The sequence below is a fragment of the Streptomyces sp. NRRL B-1140 genome (genome assembly GCF_001280065.1).
Classification (GTDB): Bacteria; Actinomycetota; Actinomycetes; order Streptomycetales; family Streptomycetaceae; genus Streptomyces.
Window position 1 is genome coordinate 40,807 of the sequence record NZ_LGEA01000058.1, and the last position, 22,772, is coordinate 63,578.

The window sequence follows — 22,772 nt, forward strand, 5'->3', positions numbered from 1 at the left end:
AGTCCAGCTCACGAAGGTGCGCGACATGCCTGCCGAAGTCGCTGCGTCGGTCTTCCCGCAGCTCGAAGCTCTGCTCCCGCATGTGCAGAAGCCGATCCAGTACGTCGGCGGAGAGCTCAACTCCACAGTCAAGGACTGGGACTCCTGTGACGTCCGCTGGGCGCTCATGTACCCGGACGCCTACGAGGTCGGTCTGCCCAACCAGGGCGTCATGATCCTCTACGAGGTGCTCAACGAGCAGCAGGGCGTCCTCGCCGAGCGCACCTACAGCGTGTGGCCGGACCTCGAGGAGCTCATGCGGGAGCACCACGTCCCGCAGTTCACGGTGGACAGCCACCGGCCGGTGAAGGCCTTCGACGTGTTCGGTCTGTCCTTCTCCACGGAGTTGGGCTACACGAACATGCTGGCCGCCCTCGACCTGGCCGGCATCCCGCTGGAGGCCAAGGACCGGACCGTCGACGACCCGATCGTCCTGGCCGGCGGCCACGCGGCGTTCAACCCCGAGCCGATCGCCGACTTCATCGACTGCGCGGTGATCGGCGACGGCGAGCAGGCCGTCCTGGAGATCACCGCGATCGTCCGCGCCTGGAAGGCGGAGGGCCGCCCCGGCGGCCGCGAGGAACTCCTCTTCCGCCTGGCGAAGACCGGCGGGGTGTACGTGCCCGGCTTCTACGACGTCGAGTACCTGCCGGACGGCCGGATCGCCCGTGTCGTACCGAAGCGCAGCGGGGTCCCGTGGCGCGTCTCCAAGCACACTGTCATGGACCTCGACGAGTGGCCCTACCCCAAGCAGCCGCTCGTCCCGCTGGCCGAGACGGTCCATGAGCGCATGTCGGTGGAGATCTTCCGCGGCTGCACCCGCGGCTGCCGCTTCTGCCAGGCCGGCATGATCACGCGCCCCGTGCGCGAGCGCTCCATCACGGGCATCGGCGACATGGTCGAGCAGGGCCTGAAGGCGACCGGCTTCGAGGAGGTCGGCCTGCTGTCGCTGTCCTCCGCCGACCACACGGAGATCGGCGACATCGCCAAGGGCCTCGCCGACCGCTACGAGGACGACAAGATCGGCCTGTCGCTGCCCTCCACCCGCGTGGACGCCTTCAACATCGACCTGGCGAACGAGCTGACCAGGAACGGCCGCCGCTCGGGCCTGACCTTCGCCCCCGAGGGCGGCTCGGAACGCATCCGCAAGGTCATCAACAAGATGGTCTCCGAGGACGACCTGATCCGCACGGTCGCGACGGCGTACGGCAACGGCTGGCGCCAGGTGAAGCTGTACTTCATGTGCGGCCTGCCGACGGAGACCGACGACGACGTCCTGCAGATCGCCGACATGGCGACGAAGGTCATCGCCAAGGGCCGCGAGGTCTCCCGCTCCAACGACATCCGCTGCACGGTCTCGATCGGCGGCTTCGTCCCCAAGCCGCACACGCCGTTCCAGTGGGCTCCGCAGCTCTCCGCGGAGGAGACGGACGCCAGGCTGCAGAAGCTGCGGGACAAGATCCGCGGCGACAAGAAGTACGGCCGCTCGATCGGCTTCCGCTACCACGACGGCAAGCCCGGCATCGTCGAGGGCCTCCTGTCCCGGGGCGACCGCCGCATCGGCGCGGTCATCCGCGCGGTCTACGACGACGGCGGCCGCTTCGACGGCTGGCGCGAGCACTTCTCCTACGACCGTTGGATGAGCTGCGCCGACAAGGCACTGGCCCCCTTCGGCGTCGACGTCGACTGGTACACCACCCGCGAGCGCACCTACGAGGAGGTCCTCCCCTGGGACCACCTGGACTCCGGCCTGGACAAGGACTGGCTCTGGGAGGACTGGCAGGACGCCCTCGACGAGACCGAGGTCGACGACTGCCGCTGGACGCCGTGCTTCGATTGCGGGGTGTGTCCGCAGATGGACACCAGCATCCAGATCGGCCCGACGGGCAAGAAGCTGCTGCCCTTGACCGTCAAGAACGCGGCACCGGCTCCCGGCGGGCACACGCACTGAGGAGAGCCGTCCGGTCCTGCTGCCGGTCCTTCGTGAGGGGCCGGCAGCAGGCGGAGGGTGCGTCAGCGCAGAAGTTCGCGGATCTTGAACAGCAGCATCGTGACGGCGATGAACGTGCCGCCTGCCCATTTCGCCGCGTCGAGGACCGTCGCGTGGAGCAGAACGGCCAGCACGCCCGCCGCGAGGCCTGTGAAGAGGCCGATCAGCATGGCGATGACGACGAGCAGGGCTCCCTGCGACAGGCCTCCGGCAGGAGGAGGCGGGGCCTGGGTCATGAGGCCTCCTGGTTGAGTGCTTGCGAACGCTCTCCGTCCGGCATCGGTGTGCGGAAGAGTTTCGCCCGTGGGGCAGAAAACTATGTCGGAGTCCGATTGGTTCCGCAGCGTGGGCGTCTTTACTGAATTTCCTGTCCCACCGCAACGCTCCGAGCCGAGGAGGATGGGCGCTCCAGTCGATGATGGACTGGGCGTAACAGTTCTCGATCTGCGAAAAGGCTTCGAGATGGTTCTCTGCGCTCCATTGTGCATCGGCCATCGCTTTATTGTTGCGGATAACGTGATTCGGTTCGCTGACGTGTCGCGGACGCCGAATCCGGGCCTCCATCTACTGGCGGCTGCCCAGCATGTGTCGGGCGCAGGTTGGTCCATCAGTAAACGCGGCTCGATGTCCGATGGTTTGCGCAGCACGCGCGCCTGGCGCAGCGCACGCCGTTCTCCTCGGTTTGTCGCGTGTAGGTGAGGCAGGGCTGAAAGGGCGCTTCCTCCGCGGTATGAAGCGATTCCGCGGCATTCTCGGGCGACGTGCAAGCGATGTCATTCCCTCGCGTCGGTGGCTTCTCTTCGGCGGCTCTCAGGAATTGCCGGTTCCACCCCACGGCTCATCCGGAGAAAGGGGAGCGCGGCGCACGAAGATCACGTCGCATCCCGGGCGGGAGAACATGGGAGGTGAGAGGGCCGTTTTGTGGGGGACCCGCCAGGGAGGTCGAGTTGGTGACGCTCCCCCGGGGGATCGACCCGGCCAGGTTCCCCCAGTTCAGAATGTGTGCTGGGGGAGCCGTCAGGTCAGGCGGCCCTCCGCGCAGACGCGCCGGGCGACCTCGCGGAGCTTGACGTTCTTCTCCTGTGAGTAGCGGCGCAGTACGTCGAACGCCTGCTCCTCGGTGAGGCGGTGGCTGCCCATGAGGATGCCCATGGCCTCTCCGATGGTGTGGCGTGTGGCCAGTGCCTGTTCCATCTGGGCGTGGCTGCGGGCGCTGGAGAAGGCCACCGCCGCATGCGAGGCCAGTAGCCAGCCGGCGGTCTCGCTGTCGTCCGTGAAGGCCCCGGGCCGGTGCGAGTAGAGGTTGAGCGCGCCCAGATCCTCGTCCTCGGTGTAGAGCAGGAAGCCCATCATGCTGCCCACACCCAGTTCGCGGGCCGGGCCGGCGTAGGCGGGCCAGCGGTCCTGCTCGGCGGTGAAGTCGGCGATGCGGAAGACGCGCTCCCCGGTGCTGGTCCGGGCCGCGTCGAAGCAGGGGCCTTCCGCGAGGCGTTCCTGGAGCCGGTCGCTCTCGACGACCAGGTCGTCGGTGGGCGCCAGCGTCTCCACGCTCTTGCCGTGCAGGAGGAGGATGCCGGCCGCATCGCATCCCGACACGCGCTCGGTGGCGGCTCTGGTGATGTGCTCGAGCGTGGCGCCGACCGTCTCCTGGGCGAGCAGGTCGCGCGACATGGAGGCCATCTCCCGTGCGAACACGCGCCAGTCCACTGTCGTCCTCCTCGGTCCGGTGCCGGGCATGCATACCTCCTGCCACGGTGTCACGTGTCGCACACACCGGCAGTGCGCGCGAGGTGGCCGAGGCGCGGGAGGCCCGCTCTTGCGTCATCTATCGAATCTCGATAGATTTCCATCGCAGGACGATCGAAGGGGTGGCAATGGGGAAGCTGGCCGTTGCGGCGTTGCGTGGGGTGCTCGTGGTGCTGCTCGCAGGGTCGCTCTTCGTGCAAGTGGTGATGGTGCCGCTGCTGGCCGCGGACATGAACGGGCTCAGGGCCGAATACGCGTACCTGCGCACCCCGATCCTCGTGATCACGGTTCTGGGTATCGTGGCGGCGCAGGTCGTCGTGGTCTGCGTGTGGCGGCTGGTGACGATGGTGCGCCGCGGGACGGTGTTCTCCACTGCCGCCTTCCGCTATGTGCATGTCGTGATCGGCGCGTTCGTGGCGGCCGCCCTGCTGGTCTTCGCGCTCGCGGTCGTGCTCGCGCCCGGCGAGGCCGTCGCTCCCGGGGTGGTCCTGGTGCTGTGCGGGGTCGTGGTGGCCGTGCTCGGCGTCGCGCTGGTCGTGCTCGTCCTGCGGATGCTGCTCGCGCAGGCTGTCGCACGCGACACGGAGGCGGCCCGGATGCAGGCAGAGCTGGAAGAGGTCATCTGATGCCGATCGCCGTCGACATCGACGTGATGCTGGCCAAGCGCAAGATGTCGGTGGGGGAACTGGCGGAACGCGTCGGCATCACCCCCGCCAACCTGGCGGTCCTCAAGAACGGCCGCGCCAAGGCGGTCCGCTTCTCCACCCTCGCCGCACTGTGCGAGGTGCTGGAGTGCCAGCCGGGGGATCTGCTGCGCTGGGAGACCGACGTGATGGCTGACCCGGCCATCCCCTGATCGGTGCGTCCCGCTGCTCCAGGCGCAGGTCACCCGGGCCTGTTTCGTATGATCTTGCGGCCGAGTGGAGGAATCGCGGGAGAACGGGGCGGGACTGTGCGGTGCTGGATCCGGACGGGCCACTGAGAGCGTCTACGACGGTATGGATCTGGAGAAGCATCCCCGCGAGGGTTTTGAGGCGCGGGTCGATCTGCACAAGCGGCCGGCCGGGCCGACCGTACGGCGCGAGCCGCAGCCGCCCGCCTCGCGCGAGCCGCAGGCCCCCGAGGGGTGCCTCGCCGTCGCCGTCCGGATCCCCGTACGGATCATCGTGCTCGTCCTGGTCGTCCCCGTGCGGATGCTGTGGGACGCGCTCGTCGTCACCGGGCGGTTCCTGAACGACGCGCTGCTCCGGCCAATGGGGCGAGCGCTGTTGTGGCTCGGGCGTGCGGTGTTCGTCTGGCCGTTCGTCGGACTGTGGCGCTACGTCGTCGTCCCGGTGGGCCGGGCCCTCGGATGGCTCGGCAACGTCCTGGTCGTCGTGCCCCTGGTGTGGTTCCACCGCTCCGTGCTGACCCCGGTGGGGCACGCGATCGCCTGGCTCGCCCGGGGCGCGGGAGCCGCCCTCGGCTGGGTCTACTCGTACCTCCTCACGCCCGTCGGGCACGCGCTGTTGTGGGTTGTGAAGGGGGTCGGCGCCGTGCTCGCCGCGCTCGGTATCGGTGTCTGGACGGTCGTGTCCTGGCTCGTGAAGTACCTCGTCGTCATACCGGCCGTGTGGCTGTACACCTGGGTGCTCGCGCCCGTCGGCCGCGCGGTCGCCTGGTGCGGCAAGGGGCTGGTGTGGCTGGTGAGCACGGCCGTCACCGGCATCGGCACGGCCCTCTACTGGATCGCCCGCATCCTGCTCGTCCTGCCCGCGCTCGCCCTCTGGCGGTGGGTCCTCACGCCGGTCGGACGCGTCCTCGCCGTCATCGGTCGGGAGGTGTGGGACGCCCTCGGCCACGCCTGGCGCATCGCCGGGCACATCTCGCTCACCGTCGGCCGGTTCCTCGGCGGACTCTTCCGGTGGATCTTCGTCGAGCCGGTGCGGTGGGCGTACCGCAGGGTGCTCACGCCCGTCGGGCACGTCGTCCGGGACACCTTCCTGCGTCCCGCCGCCGAGGCCGCCCGCAGTGTGCGGCGGGCCACCCGGCAGGCAGTGGCCGCCGCCCGGGAATCCGTACGCCAGGCCCGCGCCGACTTCCGGCGGATGCTCCTCGGCGAGCCGCGCAGGCCGCAGCTCGCCGACCGCGGGGAACCATCGGGACGCGAGGCACGTACTCTTGGTAGCAGTACGACCGCTCTCACGAAGGACTGAACGACACTGGGCAAGCGACAGCCCGAAGGCCCGCCGCCCGCACCCGCGGTGCAGCGCATCCGACTGCGTTACACCAAGCGCGGCCGCCTCCGGTTCACCAGCCACCGTGACTTCCAGCGCGCCTTCGAGCGTGCGTTGCGCCGTGCCGAGGTGCCGATGGCCTACTCGGCGGGCTTCACACCGCACCCGAAGGTGTCGTACGCCAATGCCGCACCCACCGGCACGGGCAGTGAGGCGGAGTACCTGGAGATCGCGCTCACCGCGCCCCGCGACCCGGAGCAGCTGCGGGCCCTTCTCGACGAGTCGCTGCCCACCGGGCTCGACATCACCGACGCGGTCGAGGCCCGCACCTCGGGACTCGCCGACCGGCTGACGGCTTCCGTGTGGGAGCTCCGGCTGGACGGGGTGCCGCCGGAGGAGGCCCGCCGGGCGGCGGACGCCTTTACCGCGGCCGAGACGGTCGAGGTCCAGCGCCTCGCCAAGAACGGCGTCCGCACGTTCGACGCCCGCGCCGCCGTGGCGAGCCTGGAGGTCCGCGACCTCACGGAAACACACAGTTCGCAGGCTGATAGGCCGACGGACCAGCCCTGTGCGATACTGCGGCTGGTTGTTCGGCACGTGACGCCTGCCGTACGACCCGACGACGTCCTGTCCGGTCTCCGCGCCGTGGCCGACCTGGCGCCGCCGGTCCCCGCAGCGGTGACCAGGCTGGCGCAGGGGCTGTTCGATGAAGAGACCGGCACGGTGACCGACCCGCTCGCGCCCGACCGCGAGGCAGTCGAGGCCCACCCAACGGCCGAACCGACTGCCACCGCGACGGCGCCGGCGTAAGGAAGGTCCCGCGTAGGGACGGACGTCGTAGCGCCGCCCTCGGACTCGGGAGCCACCTGGGTCGGGCAGCGCACCGACCAGAAGACTTTCGCCAGGCCGTACGCATTCGGCGTACGGAACCGGCGAGACAGGACACAGAGAGCTCCCGTGCGGCGCCCGCGCCCCGGACGGCGGCGAACGCGCACAGCGCGCGCCGCGGACGTCACCGGCATCGCCGGACCAGGCGCGGCGCCCGGGAGCCTGACGGGAGACAAGCCCGCATGCTCGAACCGACCGAACCCGCAGAGTCCTCCACGGGCTCCGAACAGAACACCCCCAGCGACACTCTGCCGCCCCGTCGGCGGCGCCGTGCCGCGTCCCGCCCGGCGGGCCCGCCCACGGGTGCCTCCTCGGACGCGCCGGTGGAGACCGTCGCTCCGGCCATACCGGCCGCCGAGGCCGAGGACCTCGCCGCTGAGGCCGTAGGGACCGACGAGGCCGAAGAGGCCGTTGCCGAGGCGGCCCAGGCCCCCGAGGCCGTCGAGAGTGACGAGGCTGCCGCGCCCGCCCCGCCCAGGCGGCGGCGCGCCGTGCGCCGTGCCTCGGCGCCTGCCGGCGCTCCGGAAGCCGCGGAGGCCGCCGAGACCGTGGTCCCGGTGACCGCCGCCCCCACCGCCGAGCCGGCCGAGGCCGCCACCCCGGTCGCGCCCGCCGAGGCGTCCGAGGACGCCGCCCCCAAGCGCACCCGGCGCCGCGCCACCCGCACCGTGACCTCGCCCGCTGCCGCTTCCGCCGAAACGGCCGAGAGCGCCGAGACGGCAGAGACCACAGCGGCGACCGCGGCACCGGCCGCGGCCCCGCAGCCGGCCGTCGTGACCGACGACGTCGACGAAGGTGCCGAGACCACTGAAGAGGCTGCTCCGCGTCGGACACGCCGGCGTGCCTCGCGGCGGGCGTCCGCGCCCGCCGGGGCGCCTTCGGCCGCGGACGCGGCGAAGGGGAGCGCCGAGGAGGCGAAGCCGTCCGTGACCGAGAGCCCCGCCACCGAGCCTGCCCGGGCGTCCGAGGCCGCCGCAGCCGAAACCGCTGCCGCCGAGCCCGCCCGCGCTGCCGAGGTCTCCGCCGAGGCCCCTGCCGAAACGGCCGCCGAGCCGGCCGAGCCGGCCGAGGAGACCGGTCCGCGTCGCCGCCGCCGGGTCGTGCGCCGGGCCGCCGGCGGTTTCGCCGAGCCCGCCCAGCCCGCCCGGGGCGGGAGGGCCTCGAAGGCCGCCGCTCGGGTGTCCGCGGATGCGGCCGACGGCGAGAGCGAGTCGTCCTCGCGTCCGAAGCGGCCCGCCGTCGCGCTGTTCCAGGCACCCGTCTTCACCGAGCCCCAGTTCCAGACGCCGGAGCGGGCCGCTGCCGCTGCCGCCGCCGAGGCGGCCGCGGAAGAGCCCCAGGAGGCCGAGGAGTCCGCCCCGGCCGAGGCCCAGCGCGAGGAGCAGAGCGGCGGCTCGCGTCGCCGCCGCCGTCGCCGCGGTGCCGCCGACGAGCCCGAGGCCCCGGCCCCGGAGACCGCCGCCGACACCACCGCCGAGGAGGCGGAGGAGACCGACGACGCCGAGGACCAGGCCGACGGCGACGAGCAGGACGAGTCCGAGGGCACCGGCTCGCGCCGCCGCCGTCGCCGGGGCGGTCGCCGCCGCCGGCGCGGTGAGTCCGCCGACGCCGACGGTGAGGGCGGCGAGGGCCCGGACGCCGAGTCCGAGCCGGCCGCCGCGCAGGACGCCGAGGACGGCGCCGAGGAGGACGACGAGGACTCCGACGACGCCACCGACCGCGACGAGTCCGGCGGGGGCGGCTCCAGCAGCAGCCGACGGCGCCGTCGTCGCCGTCGCCGTGCCGGTGACTCCGGCACCGACTCCGAGCCCTCCGACGACGACCCGGAGCGCACGGTCGTCAAGGTCCGCGAGCCCCGCCCCAAGGCGGAGCCGTCCGACGAGGTGCAGTCCATCAAGGGCTCGACCCGTCTGGAGGCCAAGAAGCAGCGCCGCCGCGAAGGCCGCGAGCAGGGCCGTCGGCGCGTCCCGATCATCACCGAGGCCGAGTTCCTGGCCCGCCGTGAGGCCGTCGAGCGCGTGATGGTCGTCCGCCAGCACGGCGACCGCACGCAGATCGGCGTCCTCGAGGACAACGTGCTCGTCGAGCACTACGTCAACAAGGAGCAGTCGACCTCGTACGTCGGCAACGTCTACCTCGGCAAGGTGCAGAACGTGCTGCCGTCGATGGAGGCCGCCTTCATCGACATCGGCAAGGGCCGCAACGCCGTCCTGTACGCCGGTGAGGTCAACTTCGAGGCGCTCGGCATGGCCAACGGGCCGCGGCGCATCGAGTCCGCCCTGAAGTCCGGCCAGTCCGTGCTCGTCCAGGTGACGAAGGACCCGATCGGCCACAAGGGCGCCCGCCTCACCAGCCAGGTCTCCCTCCCCGGCCGTTACCTCGTGTACGTGCCCGAGGGCTCCATGACCGGCATCAGCCGCAAGCTGCCCGACACCGAGCGGTCCCGGCTGAAGACCATCCTCAAGAAGATCGTCCCCGAGGACGCGGGCGTCATCGTGCGCACCGCCGCCGAGGGCGCCAGCGAGGACGAGCTGCGCCGGGACGTCGAGCGGCTGCAGCAGCAGTGGGAGGACATCCAGAAGAAGGCCAAGAACGGCAACGCGCCGACGCTGCTGTACGGCGAGCCGGACATGACCGTCCGGGTCGTGCGCGACATCTTCAACGAGGACTTCTCCAAGGTCGTCGTCAGCGGAGACGAGGCGTGGTCGACCATCCACGGCTACGTCTCGCACGTCGCGCCGGACCTCGCCGAGCGGCTGTCGAAGTGGACCTCCGAGGTCGACGTCTTCGCCACCTACCGGATCGACGAGCAGCTCGCCAAGGCCCTGGACCGCAAGGTCTGGCTGCCCAGCGGCGGTTCGCTGGTCATCGACCGGACCGAGGCGATGGTCGTCGTCGACGTCAACACCGGCAAGTTCACCGGCCAGGGCGGCAACCTCGAGGAGACTGTCACCAGGAACAACCTGGAGGCGGCCGAGGAGATCGTGCGCCAGCTGCGGCTGCGCGACCTCGGCGGCATCATCGTCATCGACTTCATCGACATGGTGCTGGAGTCCAACCGGGACCTGGTGCTGCGGCGCCTGCTGGAGTGCCTGGGCCGGGACCGTACGAAGCACCAGGTCGCCGAGGTGACCTCGCTGGGGCTCGTGCAGATGACCCGCAAGCGGGTCGGGCAGGGGCTGCTGGAGTCCTTCTCCGAGACCTGCGTCCACTGCAACGGCCGCGGTGTCATCGTCCACATGGAGCAGCCGACGGCCCCCGGGGGCGGCGGCAAGCGCAAGAAGCGCGCCCGTGCCGGTGCCGCCGAGCAGCCGCACGTGCACGAGGCGGCCGTCGACACCGCCGAGACCGCCGAGCAGGAGGCGGAGACCGAGGCGGAGGTCGTCGCCGAGGCCGCCGAGCCGATCGCACTGCCCGAGCCGGCCTTCGAGCCGGACGAGGAGCTGTACAGCAGCGCCGCCGAGGCGGAGGCCGCGGCCGGCCGTGGGCGGTCGCGTCGCCGGGCGAGCCGGCGGGCGTCGGCTCCGGCGGGCTCCCCGCGCGGTGAAGCCGCCGAGCCGAAGGCCGAGCAGGGCAGGGAGAAGACCCGGCGGGGCCGGGGCAGGGCCGAGCAGGCCGAGGCCGAGGTGCCGACGGCGCAGGACGTGACCGCCGAGCAGGAGGTCGCCCGTCCGGTGCAGCCGGAGCCGGCCGCCGAGGCGCAGGCCGAGCCGATGGCCGTGGAGGACCCGGTGGTCGAGGCCGCGCAGGCCCCGTCGGCAGCTCAGGCTGCCGAGGCCGCACCGGTCGAGGAGGCCGCGCCCAAGGGCCGTACCCGGCGGCGGGCCACCCGCAAGGTGTCCGCTCCGGCCGGTTCCCCGGCGGGGGCCGAGGCGACGGTGGTGACGGTCGCCGAGACCGCCCCGCTGGCCGAGGCCGCCGAGGCACCCGGGCAGGACGCGCAGCCCGAGGCCGCCGAGGCGCCCGCCCAGAGCGCCGCCCCGGCCCGTCCGCGGCGTCGCGCCGTGCGCAAGCCCACGGCGTCCACCGCGTCCGAGGAGACGGCCGTCGTGGTCGTCCCGTCGGCCGCGTCGGAGGAGGCTCCGGAGGCGTCCGTGCCCGAGGCCGCCGAGGCGCCCGCGTCCGAGGGCGCCGCCGAGGAGTCGGCGCCGGCCAAGAAGACGGCCCGCAAGACGGCGAAGAAGGCCACGGCGAAGAAGGCCGCCACCACCAAGAAGACGGCGGCGAAGAAGACCGCCGCCAAGAAGACGACGGCCAAGAAGGCGGCGAAGACCACCAAGACGGCCGCCAAGAAGACCGCGTCGAAGAAGACCGTGGCGGCGGAGCAGTCGGCCTCGTCCGCGCCCACCGTCACGGCCTCCACCGACGAGGGCTGAGATCCACTGCACCTGTGCGACCGGCGTGACCGGTCGCACAGGTGGCGGGTCCGGCTCGGTTTGACCCCTTCGGCCACGGCCCCGTAACCTTGACCGTCGGCGTGTCGACTGACGCGCCACATCCCCGTAAACCTTCATCCTCCGGGCGCCGGGCGCCAGGAGAGGCTGCTCGCTGAGCCGGGCGGCTGGCCTGCGGGGGTGCCGTTTCCCGAGCGAGAGAGTGAGTTCCGCGTGTACGCCATCGTGCGCAGCGGTGGTCGCCAGCACAAGGTTGCTGTCGGCGACATCGTTGAGGTTGACAAGATTTCCACTGCCAAGGTTGGCGACTCGGTCGAGCTCTCGACCCTGCTCGTTGTCGACGGCGACGCCGTGACCAGCGACCCGTGGGTGCTGGCCGGCATCAAGGTCCAGGCCGAGGTCGTGGACCACCACAAGGGCCAGAAGATCGACATTCTGCGCTACAAGAACAAGACCGGTTACCGCCGTCGCCAGGGCCACCGCCAGCAGTACACGGCGATCAAGGTCACTGAGATCCCCACGGCTGCGAAGTAAGGGACTGAGGAGAAATGGCACACAAGAAGGGCGCATCGTCCACCCGGAACGGTCGCGACTCCAATGCCCAGCGGCTCGGCGTGAAGCGCTTCGGCGGTCAGGTCGTCAACGCGGGTGAGATCCTGGTCCGCCAGCGTGGCACCCACTTCCACCCGGGTTCCGGCGTGGGCCGTGGCGGCGACGACACGCTGTTCGCCCTCGAGGCCGGTTCGGTGCAGTTCGGCACCCACCGTGGCCGCAAGGTCGTGAACATCGTTCCGGTCGCCTGATCGGACACTTTCGCGAGGCGGACCTCACTTCCCTCACGGGAAGCGGGTCCGCCTTTCGCGTGTTACGCAGAGAACAACCCCGTAGAACCCCGTACACATACGTACGCACCTGGAGGCACACACCATGACCACCTTCGTGGACCGCGTCGAGCTGCACGTCGCCGCGGGTAGCGGAGGCCACGGCTGTGCCTCCGTCCACCGTGAGAAGTTCAAGCCGCTGGGCGGGCCGGACGGCGGCAACGGCGGGCGCGGCGGGGACGTGATCCTCACCGTCGACCAGTCGATCACGACGCTGCTCGACTACCACCACTCCCCGCACCGCAAGGCCACCAACGGCAAGCCCGGCGAGGGCGGCAACCGCTTCGGCAAGGACGGCCAGGACCTGGTCCTGCCGGTGCCGGACGGCACGGTGGTGCTGGACAAGGCGGGCAACGTCCTCGCCGACCTGGTCGGGCACGGCACGTCGTTCGTCGCCGCGCAGGGCGGCCGGGGCGGACTCGGCAACGCGGCGCTCGCCTCCGCCCGGCGCAAGGCGCCCGGGTTCGCGCTGCTCGGCGAGCCGGGGGACCTGCGGGACGTCGTCCTGGAGCTGAAGACCGTCGCCGACGTGGCCCTGGTCGGGTACCCGAGCGCCGGCAAGTCGTCGCTGATCTCGGTGCTGAGCGCCGCCAAGCCGAAGATCGCCGACTACCCCTTCACCACCCTCGTGCCCAACCTCGGTGTCGTCACGGCCGGTTCGACGGTCTACACGATCGCCGACGTGCCCGGGCTGATCCCCGGCGCCAGCCAGGGCAAGGGCCTGGGCCTGGAGTTCCTGCGGCACGTGGAGCGGTGCAGTGTGCTCGTGCACGTGCTGGACACCGCGACACTGGAGTCCGAGCGCGACCCCGTCTCCGACCTCGACGTCATCGAGGAGGAGCTGCGGCAGTACGGCGGGCTGGACAAGCGGCCGCGGATCGTCGTCCTGAACAAGATCGACGTACCGGACGGCAAGGACTTGGCCGAGATGGTGCGGCCCGACCTGGAGGCGCGCGGCTACCGCGTGTTCGAGGTGTCGGCCGTGGCGCACATGGGCCTGAAGGAGCTGTCCTACGCGCTCGCGGAGCTCGTGGCGAAGTCCCGGGCGGCGAAGCCGAAGGAAGAGGCCACCCGGATCGTGATCCGGCCCAAGGCCGTGGACGACACCGGCTTCAGCGTGACGCGCGAGGCCGACGGCCTGTTCCGGGTGCGCGGCGAGAAGCCCGAACGCTGGGTGCGCCAGACCGACTTCAACAACGACGAGGCCGTGGGATACCTCGCGGACCGGCTCAACCGGCTCGGTGTCGAGCAGGAGCTGGTGAAGGCGGGTGCCCGGGGCGGTGACGGCGTCGCCATCGGCCCCGAGGACAACGCGGTCGTCTTCGACTGGGAGCCGTCCATGACGGCCGGTGCCGAGATGCTCGGCCGGCGCGGTGAGGACCACCGCTTCGAGGGCGAGCGGCCTGCCGCGCAGCGCCGCAAGGACCGGCAGGCCGAGCGGGACGAGGCGCAGCAGGAGTTCGACGACTTCGAGCCGTTCTGAGCTGACAAAAAGCAAATTCGCAACGGACTTGGGTGCAACCAAGGCGTTCTCCGGTGAGTCGTACAGGGCAGTGCGGGTGAGGATCTTGTTCCTCACCCGCACCCAACTGCCAGCGGAGCAACGGAGTTGACGTGCCACAGTCCATAGCCAAGCGCAGGGTCGGCCGAGCGGTCGGCGTGGCCATCGCCGTCGTCGCGGCCGTGACCACACCGGTGGCAGCCGCGCACGCGGCCCCCGCTGCCCCGTCCGTCGCCCAGAAGCTCCAGGACGACTTCAACGGCGACGGCTACCAGGACCTGGCCGTCGCCGCCTCGCGCGGCAAGGTCGACGGCCAGGCCCAGGCCGGGTACGTGGCCGTCGTGTACGGCTCGGCCAAGGGCCTCGACCTGACGCACAAGCAGGTCATCAGCCAGAACACCCCGGGCATACCCGGTGCCGCGGAGACCAACGACGACTACGGCGACGGTCTCGCCGCGGGCGACCTGGACGGCGACAGCTATGCCGACCTGGTCGTGGGCGCCCCGGGCGAGACCGTCGGGGAGGTCGCCTACGCCGGTACGCTCGCCGTGCTGTGGGGCGGGAAGCAGGGTCTGTCCGGCGGTACCGCCGTCGCCACCGGCACCGAGGAGGACCGGGTCGACCCCGAGACCCCGGCACTCGGCGACTTCAACGGTGACGGACAGCTGGACCTCGCCACCGGCAACCGTCTGCTGTACGGGCCGTTCGACCGCACCAAGGGCGCCGCGAAGAGCCAAACGCTCGCCCTCGAGTCCGAGTACTTCACGGACGACGTGGCCGCCGGGGACGTCGACCACGACGGCATCACGGACCTCGTCGCGCTCATCCACGACCGCAGCGACGACGACATGCACGACCCCGACTACAAGCACCGCCGGGCGGTCTTCCTGCGGGGCACCCGCGACGGCCTGAGCGCCCCCGCCCCGGTGAACAACCCCGACGGCACCCGCATGCGCGGCGGCGAGAGCCTCGGCGTCGGGGACGTGGACAAGGACGGATACGCCGACCTCGTGATCGGCCGCCCGAACGACGGCTACGGCGAAGTCGACCTCGACGACCCGCTGCTGAAGGGCGGTCAGATCGGCGTGGTGCACGGATCGGCCCAGGGGCCCGACACCTCGCGGACGACGATCATCACGCAGGACACCCCGGGTGTGCCGGGAAGCCCGGAGTGGTCCGACGGTTTCGGCGGGAGCATCTCCGTCGGCGACGTCAACGCCGACGGCTACGCGGACGTCTCCACCGGCAGCGCGAGCGAGGACCTCGGGGAGGTGTACGCGGCCGGCCAGGTCACCCTCCTGCGCGGCGGCAAGAAGGGGCTTACCGGAGACGGCGCCTACAGCATCAGCCAGAACACCGAGAACGTCCCGGGCACGGCGGAGCAGAACGACTTCTTCGGCGCAGACACCAACCTGCTCGACGTCAACGATGACGGCCGGGCCGAACTGTTCGCCGGCGCCACCGGCGAGAACCGGGACGGCGGGGTCTGGGCGTTCCCCAACCCGGTGAGCACTCCCACCGCGACGGGCTCGGTCAGCTTCGGCGCGGGCACCCTCGGCACGGTCCGGAGCGGCTCCTCGCTCGGCAGGGGTTTCGCTCACTGACCCGTCGCTGATCACCTGTCAGACTCGCCCCGGCAACGGCTTGTTCCGATGCTGGCGGCGAGTCTCCCTTTGTCTGCTTAGTTGTCATGTACGCGAACCCCGGCGTTCAGCGGGCGGACCGCCCGCGAGCGTGAAGCTTCCCCGTGTCCATGTGGCCAGCGAGGTAAGGGAGTCAGCCGATGACCGGAGCAGCATCCCCCGACCGACGCCGCTTTCTGACCGCGGGTGCCGCCGTGCTCGGTGCGGCGGCCTCCGCCCAGCTGTGGCTCCCGGCCGCCGCCCGAGCCGCGGCGACGCCGTTGCCGGACGGTGTGTTCAGCCTCGGCGTCTCCTCGGGTGACCCGCTCCCGGACGGCATCGTGCTGTGGACCAGGCTCGCCCCGGACCCGCTGAACGGCGGTGGGATGCCCGACCGGGTGGTGCCGGTGGAGTGGCAGCTCGCGGAGGACCCCCGGTTCAGAAAGCTTGTACGGCGCGGCACCGCCCAGGCCCTGCCCGAGTACGGGCACAGCGTTCACGTGGACGTACGCGGGCTGCGTGCGGACCGTACGTACTGGTACCGCTTCCGCACCGACGGTCAGATCTCGCCCGTGGGCCGCACCCGTACCGCGCCCCACTCCCACAGTTCCCGCGGCTCCCTGCGGATGGCCCTCGCCTCCTGCCAGAACTGGCAGCACGGCTACTTCACGCCATACGCGGACATGCTGGAGCAGGACCCGGACGTCGTGGTGTTCGTCGGCGACTACATCTACGAGTCCACGCCCTCGGCGACGGCCCTGCGGCGGCACGAGGGCACCGGTGAGCCCTTCAGCCTCGTCCAGTACCGCAACCGGTACGCCCAGTACCGCACCGACCCCGACCTCGCCGCGATGCACGCGAACGCGCCCTTCGTGGTGACCTTCGACGACCACGAGGTGGACAACGACTTCGCCGGTGAGATCCCGCAGGACCCGGACAAGCAGCCGCACGACGCGTTCGTGGCACGGCTGACGGCTGCGTACCAGGCGTTCTACGAGCACATGCCGGTCCGTGCCACCGCCGTCCCGGACGGACCGCACATCCGGATGTACCGCCGCCTGGAGTTCGGCCGGCTGGCACGGCTCAACGTCCTGGACACTCGTCAGTACCGCAGCGACCAGGCCACCAGCCAGGAAGGCGCCCAGGACCCCTCGCTGACCATGCTCGGCGCGCGGCAGAAGCAGTGGCTGCTGAACGGGCTGCAGGACTCGCCCGCCCGCTGGAACCTCATCGCCTCCCAGATCATGATGGCCGAGACGGACCTCAAGGCCGGCGAGGGCAAGCTCTGGTTCTACGACGCCTGGGACGGCTACCAGGCCGAACGCAACGCGTTCCTGGAGGAGTTCCGGCAGGTCCGCAACCCCGTGGTGCTCTCCGGGGACCGGCACCTGACGATGATCAGCGACCTCAAGGAGGACTACACCGACCCGGACTCGGAGGTCGTCGGCGCCGAGTTCGTCGGCACCTCCATCTCCAGCAGCGGTGACCAGGACCAGGAGGCCTTCCGCAAGGAGTGGGACCCGAGGCGCCCGGACAACCCGCACTGGAAGCTGCTCGACGCCCACCGCGGCTACCACCTCTTCGACGTCCGCCGCGACGGCATCGACGCCCAGGTCAGGGTGGTCGACACGGTGCGGCGGCCCACCGCGACGCCCAGCACGCTGGCCCGGCTGAGGGTCGAGGCGGGCCGGCCCGGCGTCGAGGTCGTCTGACCCGGTCCGCGAGCGAGTGAGCCCGGTACTCTCGTGAGTCCCGGGCTCTTCGCCGTACGGGGCGGACGGAAGGCCGAGAAGTCCGGCCCGGGTTTGCGGCGTATTGCTGCCGCCGAGACCGAAATGCTGCGGAATCGCAACCAGGAATTCCCTGCCATTGGGCTGACGGGAGAGCCGTATTCGCGGCCCGCCGTCATGAAGAACACGTGCAGCCGTGTGTACCGGGAAGTGGGGATCCGCGCACCTGGACCCACGTCCCCGGCCCCGCGGACGGCGGGCGCGGTACGCGGGGCGTCCCCAAAGGGCGTACCGTGCACTGGACATCGTCCGAGGAACCCGTGAAGGTGCCCCCGGTCACCGCTGTCCCGTGCGGCTCCGCGGCCCCTGAGCTTCTGTGCAGTTACTCACAGCGCAATTCACCGGGGCTCGCGCAACCGTCCGCAATCACCAGTGCCGTCAGGTGAATGAGAGGTGGCGCGCACATATGCGGTGGAGGGCGCTCACCTTGCATCGCGGTAACCACAAGTGGGACCATTTCCGGGTTCCCTGTCGCCCCAAGGTAGGTCACCTGTGTCCCAGCACATAGCCAAGCCCCGTACCACCGCAGTGATCCTGGCCGGTGGCACCGGTCAGCGCGTGGGTCTGTCGATCCCCAAGCAGCTGCTGAAGATCGCCGGCAAGGCAGTCATCGAGCACACGCTGACCACCTTCGAGAACGCCGACTCGATCGACGACATCATCGTGCTGATGGCGCCGGGTTACGTGCCCGACATCGAGAAGATCGTCGCGAAGGCCGGATTCAAGAAGGTCTCGAAGGTCATCGAGGGCGGCTCCACGCGGAACGAGACCACCGAGCGTGCCATCGCCGCGCTGGGCGAGGGCCTGGCCGAGGGCGAGGACGCCAACGTCCTCTTCCACGACGCCGTGCGCCCCCTGCTCTCGCAGCGCGTCATCGACGACTGCGTCGTCGCGCTGGAGCGCTACCAGGCCGTCGACGTGGCCATCCCGTCCGCGGACACCATCATCGTCACGCGCACGCACGGCGAGGACGGCGAGTTCATCACCGAGATCCCGGACCGCTCCCGGCTGCGCCGCGGCCAGACGCCGCAGGCGTTCAAGCTGTCCACGATCAAGCGGGCCTACGAGGTCGCCGCCGGCGACCCCAACTTCCAGGCCACCGACGACTGCTCCGTCGTGCTCAAGTACCTGCCGGACGTGCCGATCCACGTCGTCGCGGGTGACGAGTACAACATGAAGGTCACCCAGCCCGTCGACGTCTTCATCGCCGACAAGCTCTTCCAGCTGGCCTCCACGGCCGCGCCCGAGCAGGTCTCCGAGGAGGCCTACCGCGAGCTCCTCACCGGCAAGACCGTGGTCGTCTTCGGCGGCAGCTACGGCATCGGCAAGGACATCGCCGAGCTCGCCGAGTCCTACGGCGCCAAGGTCTACGCCCTCGGCCGCTCCACCACCGGCACCCACGTGGAGAACCCGGAGGAGGTCGACGACGCCCTGTCCAAGGCGTACGCCGAGACCGGCCGCATCGACTACGTGGTCAACACCGCCGGCGTGCTGCGCATAGGCAAGCTCGCCGAGACCGACAACGCCACCATCGAGGAGGCGCTGAAGGTCAACTACCTGGCACCGGTGCAGATCGCCCGCTCGTCGTACAAGTACCTCTCCGAGACCAAGGGCCAGTTGCTGCTCTACACCTCCAGCAGCTACACCCGGGGCCGCGCCGAGTACAGCCTGTACTCCTCCACCAAGGCCGCCATGGTGAACCTCACCCAGGCCCTGTCCGACGAGTGGGCCGGCGACGGCGTCCGTGTCAACTGCATCAACCCCGAGCGCACCGCCACCCCCATGCGCACCAAGGCCTTCGGCCAGGAGCCCTCCGGGTCCCTGCTGTCCTCCGAGGCCGTGGCCCGCACCTCCCTCGACGTGCTGCTCTCCGAGCTCACCGGCCACGTCATCGACGTCCGCCAGCAGGACCCGACGGCCGGCGCGGCCCGGGCCTCCGGCTTCGAGCAGGCCCTGGCCACGGTGCTGGACCGGCAGGACGGCGTGTAATAATTGGCGCCAAATAGACTTCAGTAATTCAGGCCTCTGCGCCCTCCTGCCAACGGGTTTCCGTGTACAGGGGGTTTCGCAGGGGCCTGAATCCATACCGTCTCGCGAATATTCACAGACCAGCCGCATTCTCGAACCACGACCGGCACACCCCTCCCAAGAGCAGGTTTATCCGTGATATCCACCGCTATTCGCGTCGCCCGGGTGGGCAGCGCGGCCCAGCTGGCCGCGGCGGTCCTCATGGTGGCGGGCTTCCCCGCCCTCATGCTGGCCGCGCTCGTCCCGAGCGTTCCCGCCTTCGCGGCAGCGGCCGCCGTGACGTACCTGGCGGACCACTATCTGCACCGCAAGGGCAGCTACCTGATCAACCGCCTCGGCAAGGTGCGGGCCGGCCTGTCGATCCGCTTCCTGATACGGCAGCTGCTGCTCGTCCTGCTCCTGGCCAGGCTGTCCCTCGCGGACAACCTGATCTACTACGGGGCGATCGCCTGCTTCATCGCCTTCTACGGCCTGCAGGCCCCGCACGGCGCGCTGGTCCAGCTGATCCGCAACCGCCGCCGCATGCCGGTCGCCACCCGCAACGTCGACCTGGCCTCCCGCATCCGCATCCCGGACGCCCCGCCGCGCAAGCTGCTGCACCGCTCCGCCGAGAAGATGCTCCACCTCGACCTCGCGGCCGTCGTCGGCGTCCTGCTCGCCGCCCAGGTGAAGTCGTCCCTGGTCGGCTTCATCGGCATCGGCGTCACGGTGGCCCTGGCCACCCTGTACGTCCTGGCGCTCGTGCCGTTCGTGCGCGGCCGGAAGATCCCGCCGAAGGCCGAGATCGTCCTGGCCGCCGTCGACGACTGGCTGGCCGAGTACAAGCCGGAGACGGTGCTGTACTTCTCCGGTTCCAAGGACTCCGCCTACCAGGTCAACATGTGGCTCGACACCATGGAGAAGCTGGAGTCCAAGCCGCTGATCATCCTGCGTGAGCGGGCCATCCTGAACAACCTGGCGCCCACCACGGTCCCCGTCATCTGCGTGCCCGGAGGGGTGCACCTGATGAACATGGACCTGTCCACGGTGCGCGTCGCGCTCTACGCGGCCAACGTCGGCAAGAACATCCACATGCTGCGCGTGCCCACCATCAAGCACGTCTTCATCGGCCACGGCGACAGCGACAAGCTCGCCAGCGTCAACCCGTACAGCAAGGTCTACGACGAGGTGTGGACGGCCGGCCGCGCGGGCCGCGACCGCTACGCCATCGCCGACGTCGGTGTCCGCGACGACGACATCGTCGAGGTCGGCCGCCCGCAGCTCGCCCCGATCCAGACCTGGCAGGGCGTGCCCGAGGGCCGCATCCCCACGGTGCTGTACGCCCCCACCTGGGAGGGCTGGGACGGCAACCCGGGCAACACCTCGGTCGTGCTGGCCGGCGAGAACATCGTGAAGAAGCTGGTCGCGGCCGATCCGCCGGTCCGCGTCCTGTACAAGCCGCACCCGTTCACCGGCAACGTCAGCAAGGAGGCCGGCGCCGCGCACAAGCGGATCACCGCGCTGGTGCAGAAGGCCGCCGCCGAGCGCGCCATGGACAGCCGGTTCATCGCCGACACCGCCGCCCAGGCACAGGCCAAGGCCGAGCTGGACCGGATCCAGGCCCGGCTCGCGCAGCTGTCCGGTTCCGGCGGGGACCGCGGCGACGAGGCCGTGGCCACCCGTGACGGGCTGGTCGACGTCGCCCGGCACGAGGAGGTCGCCCGGCTGCGCGCCGAGTGGAACGACGCCTACTGGCGCTCCTTCCCGTCCTGGGAACACCGCGTCATCACGGGCGCCGAACCGCGGCTGTACGACTGCTTCAACGTCTCCGACGCGATGGTCTCCGACATCTCCAGCGTGGTCTCCGACTTCATCGCGAGCGGCAAGCCGTACGCGGTCACGGACTCCGCCGGGGTGGGCGTCGAGGAGTTCAAGCGGAACAACACGGCGGTGCGTGCCGCGGTGATCCTTTCCAACAGCGCCGACGAGCTGGGCGAGCTGCTCGGCGCGGTCCGCGTCCCGGACGCCGACCCGCTGGCCGAGGACCGCAAGGAGCTCAAGCAGTACCTGCTGGGCCCGGACGAGCCGAGCTCGCTGGAGCAGTTCAACACCGCCGTCGCGAACCTCGCCCTCAAGGCCGAGACGCGCAACGTCGGCCAGCAGTCACGGGACGCGGCCGCCCTCGCGGAGACCGAGGCCGAGCTGGCCAACGCCGTGCCCGGGCAGCGGGTGTCCGCCCCCGGTGAGACGGACGGTGTCGGCACGGCCTGAACTGCCGCCGCTGACTGAAGAGTTCGGCCCCGAGGAGAAACTCCTCGGGGCCGAACTCTTTCTCTTTCCCGGACCTGTCGGATCACTGTGTGACGTGTCCCACTAAGACCCGTGTGCGAGGCAACCGCTTGCCTCGATCACCCGTCTATCAAGTAGCGAATGAGGCGATACGAGGGGGAATGTCCAGATGACTAGGGGGAAACGTGACCGTGACGCAGCCTGATGTGAGTGTGATCATCGGTGCGTACGAAGCGATGCCGTATCTGATCGAGTGCCTCTCGTCCGTCGAGGCACAGACCATCGATCCGACACGCGTCGAGGTCATCGCGGTGGACGACGGCTCGACGGACGGGACAGGTGAGTACCTGGAGGAGTTCGCCGAGCGGGCTCCCATGCACGTGCTGGTGATCCGGCAGGAGAACTCCGGCGGCCCCAGCGGCCCGCGCAACGTCGGTCTGGGAAAGGCCACCGGACGCTACGTCTTCTTTCTCGACGCCGACGACCGGCTCGGCCCCGAGGCCCTGGAGCGGATGGTCGCCATGGCCGACCGGGCCGGCACGGACGTCGTGCTCGGCAAGGTCGAGGGCGTCAACCGCTCGGCCCCGAAGTCCATGTGGGGCAGGACGGTGGAACGGACGGACGTCTTCTCCTCCAACATCAAGTTCACCCTCAGTGCGCAGAAGCTCTTCCGCCGCGCACTGCTGGACCGGCACGGCATGCGCTTCGACGAATCGCTGTTCACCGGCGAGGACGCGCTGTTCACCATGGAGGCGTATCTGCGGGCGGACGGCGTCTCCGTGGTCGCCGACCACACCTGCTACTACCTGGTGGGCCGTGACGACGGCAAGCACGTGACCAAGAGCGGCGGTTACACACTGCGCTTCGACTCCGCGCGGGCTCTGATGAACCTCATCGCCGAGCTCGTCCCCGCGGGCGGCCGGCGCGACCAGCTGATGGTCCGGCCCTTCCTCGTCACGCTGCTGCCGCAGTTCGGGCCGAAGTACCTGACGGACAGCGAGGAGATCCGCCGGCACAAGTTCGAGCTCGCCAAGCCGCTGATGGACACCTACTGGACCGAGGGCGTCGCCCACCGCCTCAAGGTGCACGAGCGGCTGCGGCTGCACCTGGTCGCCGAGCAGCGGCCCGAACTGCTTCTGGACGTGGTGAAGTTCGTCAAGAGCAAGAAGCAGGCGGCGGCCCTCCTCGAGAGGAAGGGCCGCCGTGTGTACCTGGCCTACCCGCACTTCCGGGACCGCGCCGCCGGAGTCCCCGACTCGGTCTACCGCGCCGAGCCCCGTGAGGCCCGCGCCTTCCCGGGGTACCGCGAAGGCGGCGTCGACACGTTCATGCGGCGCGCCGTGCGCAAGGCCCGACGCGTGCTGACATCCCGGGAGATGCGCCACGCGGCGTGACCGAGGCGGGGGTGT

General features: G+C 70.5%; 16 protein-coding genes. 14 read left to right on the forward strand and 2 right to left on the reverse strand.

Annotation, left to right across the window (positions count from 1 at the left end):
* The first annotated feature begins 25 nt into the window (after positions 1-25).
* Complete coding sequence (locus tag ADK65_RS07830) at positions 26-1,990, forward strand: TIGR03960 family B12-binding radical SAM protein (RefSeq protein ID WP_053669268.1); 1,965 nt, start codon at positions 26-28, stop codon at positions 1,988-1,990.
* Positions 1,991-2,052: 62 nt separating this feature from the next.
* Here the strand turns inward: ADK65_RS07830 and ADK65_RS07835 are convergent, their stop codons facing one another.
* Together ADK65_RS07835 and ADK65_RS07840 are read right to left on the reverse strand one after the other, a co-directional pair.
* Positions 2,053-2,265: a hypothetical protein gene (locus ADK65_RS07835; RefSeq protein ID WP_053669070.1), complete on the reverse strand. Its 213-nt coding sequence runs from the start codon at positions 2,263-2,265 to the stop codon at positions 2,053-2,055.
* 781 nt (positions 2,266-3,046) lie between these two features.
* A complete protein-coding gene (locus tag ADK65_RS07840; RefSeq protein WP_234352824.1) occupies positions 3,047-3,736 on the reverse strand; it encodes a GAF and ANTAR domain-containing protein in 690 nt (229 codons plus the stop codon).
* Between the two features lie 167 nt (positions 3,737-3,903).
* Between ADK65_RS07840 and ADK65_RS07845 the strand changes: the two genes are divergently transcribed.
* From ADK65_RS07845 to ADK65_RS07905, 13 genes are all read left to right on the forward strand, one after another.
* Positions 3,904-4,401 (forward strand): DUF2975 domain-containing protein, encoded by a 498-nt coding sequence (locus tag ADK65_RS07845; RefSeq protein WP_053669072.1) that lies wholly within the window; start codon positions 3,904-3,906, stop codon positions 4,399-4,401.
* On the forward strand, positions 4,401-4,631 hold the full coding sequence (locus ADK65_RS07850; RefSeq protein WP_053669073.1) for a helix-turn-helix domain-containing protein: 231 nt from the start codon (positions 4,401-4,403) through the stop codon (positions 4,629-4,631). The genes ADK65_RS07845 and ADK65_RS07850 overlap by 1 nt, the downstream gene beginning before the upstream one ends.
* 142 nt (positions 4,632-4,773) lie before the next feature.
* Complete coding sequence (locus tag ADK65_RS07855; protein WP_107092228.1) at positions 4,774-5,970, forward strand: hypothetical protein; 1,197 nt, start codon at positions 4,774-4,776, stop codon at positions 5,968-5,970.
* Positions 5,971-6,018: 48 nt separating this feature from the next.
* Positions 6,019-6,801 carry a TIGR03936 family radical SAM-associated protein gene (locus ADK65_RS07860; RefSeq protein WP_053669074.1) on the forward strand — a complete coding sequence of 261 codons (783 nt, stop codon included), beginning with the start codon at positions 6,019-6,021 and terminating at the stop codon, positions 6,799-6,801.
* A gap of 260 nt (positions 6,802-7,061) precedes the next feature.
* On the forward strand, positions 7,062-11,255 hold the full coding sequence (locus tag ADK65_RS07865; protein WP_053669075.1) for a ribonuclease E/G: 4,194 nt from the start codon (positions 7,062-7,064) through the stop codon (positions 11,253-11,255).
* 231 nt (positions 11,256-11,486) lie between these two features.
* Positions 11,487-11,807, forward strand: a complete 321-nt coding sequence (gene rplU / locus ADK65_RS07870; protein ID WP_030836278.1) for a 50S ribosomal protein L21 — start codon at positions 11,487-11,489, stop codon at positions 11,805-11,807.
* 14 nt (positions 11,808-11,821) lie between these two features.
* Positions 11,822-12,076, forward strand: a complete 255-nt coding sequence (gene rpmA / locus ADK65_RS07875) for a 50S ribosomal protein L27 (protein ID WP_031107501.1) — start codon at positions 11,822-11,824, stop codon at positions 12,074-12,076.
* A gap of 124 nt (positions 12,077-12,200) precedes the next feature.
* Entirely contained in the window at positions 12,201-13,637 is a 1,437-nt protein-coding gene (gene obgE / locus ADK65_RS07880; RefSeq protein ID WP_053669076.1) for a GTPase ObgE, read from the forward strand.
* Between the two features lie 131 nt (positions 13,638-13,768).
* Complete coding sequence (locus tag ADK65_RS07885) at positions 13,769-15,259, forward strand: FG-GAP-like repeat-containing protein (protein WP_078955855.1); 1,491 nt, start codon at positions 13,769-13,771, stop codon at positions 15,257-15,259.
* A gap of 179 nt (positions 15,260-15,438) precedes the next feature.
* A complete protein-coding gene (locus ADK65_RS07890) occupies positions 15,439-16,989 on the forward strand; it encodes an alkaline phosphatase D family protein (protein ID WP_053669078.1) in 1,551 nt (516 codons plus the stop codon).
* A 570-nt stretch (positions 16,990-17,559) separates the two neighbouring features.
* The gene (locus tag ADK65_RS07895; protein WP_053669079.1) at positions 17,560-19,056 is read left to right on the forward strand and encodes a bifunctional cytidylyltransferase/SDR family oxidoreductase; all 1,497 of its coding nucleotides are present in this window, start codon (positions 17,560-17,562) and stop codon (positions 19,054-19,056) included.
* A gap of 204 nt (positions 19,057-19,260) precedes the next feature.
* Positions 19,261-21,345 (forward strand): hypothetical protein, encoded by a 2,085-nt coding sequence (locus ADK65_RS07900; protein WP_053669080.1) that lies wholly within the window; start codon positions 19,261-19,263, stop codon positions 21,343-21,345.
* Between the two features lie 203 nt (positions 21,346-21,548).
* On the forward strand, positions 21,549-22,757 hold the full coding sequence (locus tag ADK65_RS07905) for a glycosyltransferase family 2 protein (protein ID WP_053669081.1): 1,209 nt from the start codon (positions 21,549-21,551) through the stop codon (positions 22,755-22,757).
* Positions 22,758-22,772: the final 15 nt, after the last annotated feature.

What these genes read in the sequence shown, in the direction of transcription:
- ADK65_RS07835 (WP_053669070.1), bottom strand. Translation starts at nt 2,265, where the DNA reads ATGACCCAGGCCCCGCCTCCTCCTGCCGGAGGCCTGTCGCAGGGAGCC.
- ADK65_RS07845 (WP_053669072.1), top strand. Translation starts at nt 3,904, where the DNA reads ATGGGGAAGCTGGCCGTTGCGGCGTTGCGTGGGGTGCTCGTGGTGCTG.
- rpmA (WP_031107501.1), top strand. Translation starts at nt 11,822, where the DNA reads ATGGCACACAAGAAGGGCGCATCGTCCACCCGGAACGGTCGCGACTCC.
- ADK65_RS07855 (WP_107092228.1), top strand. Translation starts at nt 4,774, where the DNA reads ATGGATCTGGAGAAGCATCCCCGCGAGGGTTTTGAGGCGCGGGTCGAT.
- ADK65_RS07850 (WP_053669073.1), top strand. Translation starts at nt 4,401, where the DNA reads ATGCCGATCGCCGTCGACATCGACGTGATGCTGGCCAAGCGCAAGATG.
- ADK65_RS07830 (WP_053669268.1), top strand. Translation starts at nt 26, where the DNA reads ATGCCTGCCGAAGTCGCTGCGTCGGTCTTCCCGCAGCTCGAAGCTCTG.
- ADK65_RS07890 (WP_053669078.1), top strand. Translation starts at nt 15,439, where the DNA reads ATGACCGGAGCAGCATCCCCCGACCGACGCCGCTTTCTGACCGCGGGT.
- obgE (WP_053669076.1), top strand. Translation starts at nt 12,201, where the DNA reads ATGACCACCTTCGTGGACCGCGTCGAGCTGCACGTCGCCGCGGGTAGC.
- ADK65_RS07865 (WP_053669075.1), top strand. Translation starts at nt 7,062, where the DNA reads ATGCTCGAACCGACCGAACCCGCAGAGTCCTCCACGGGCTCCGAACAG.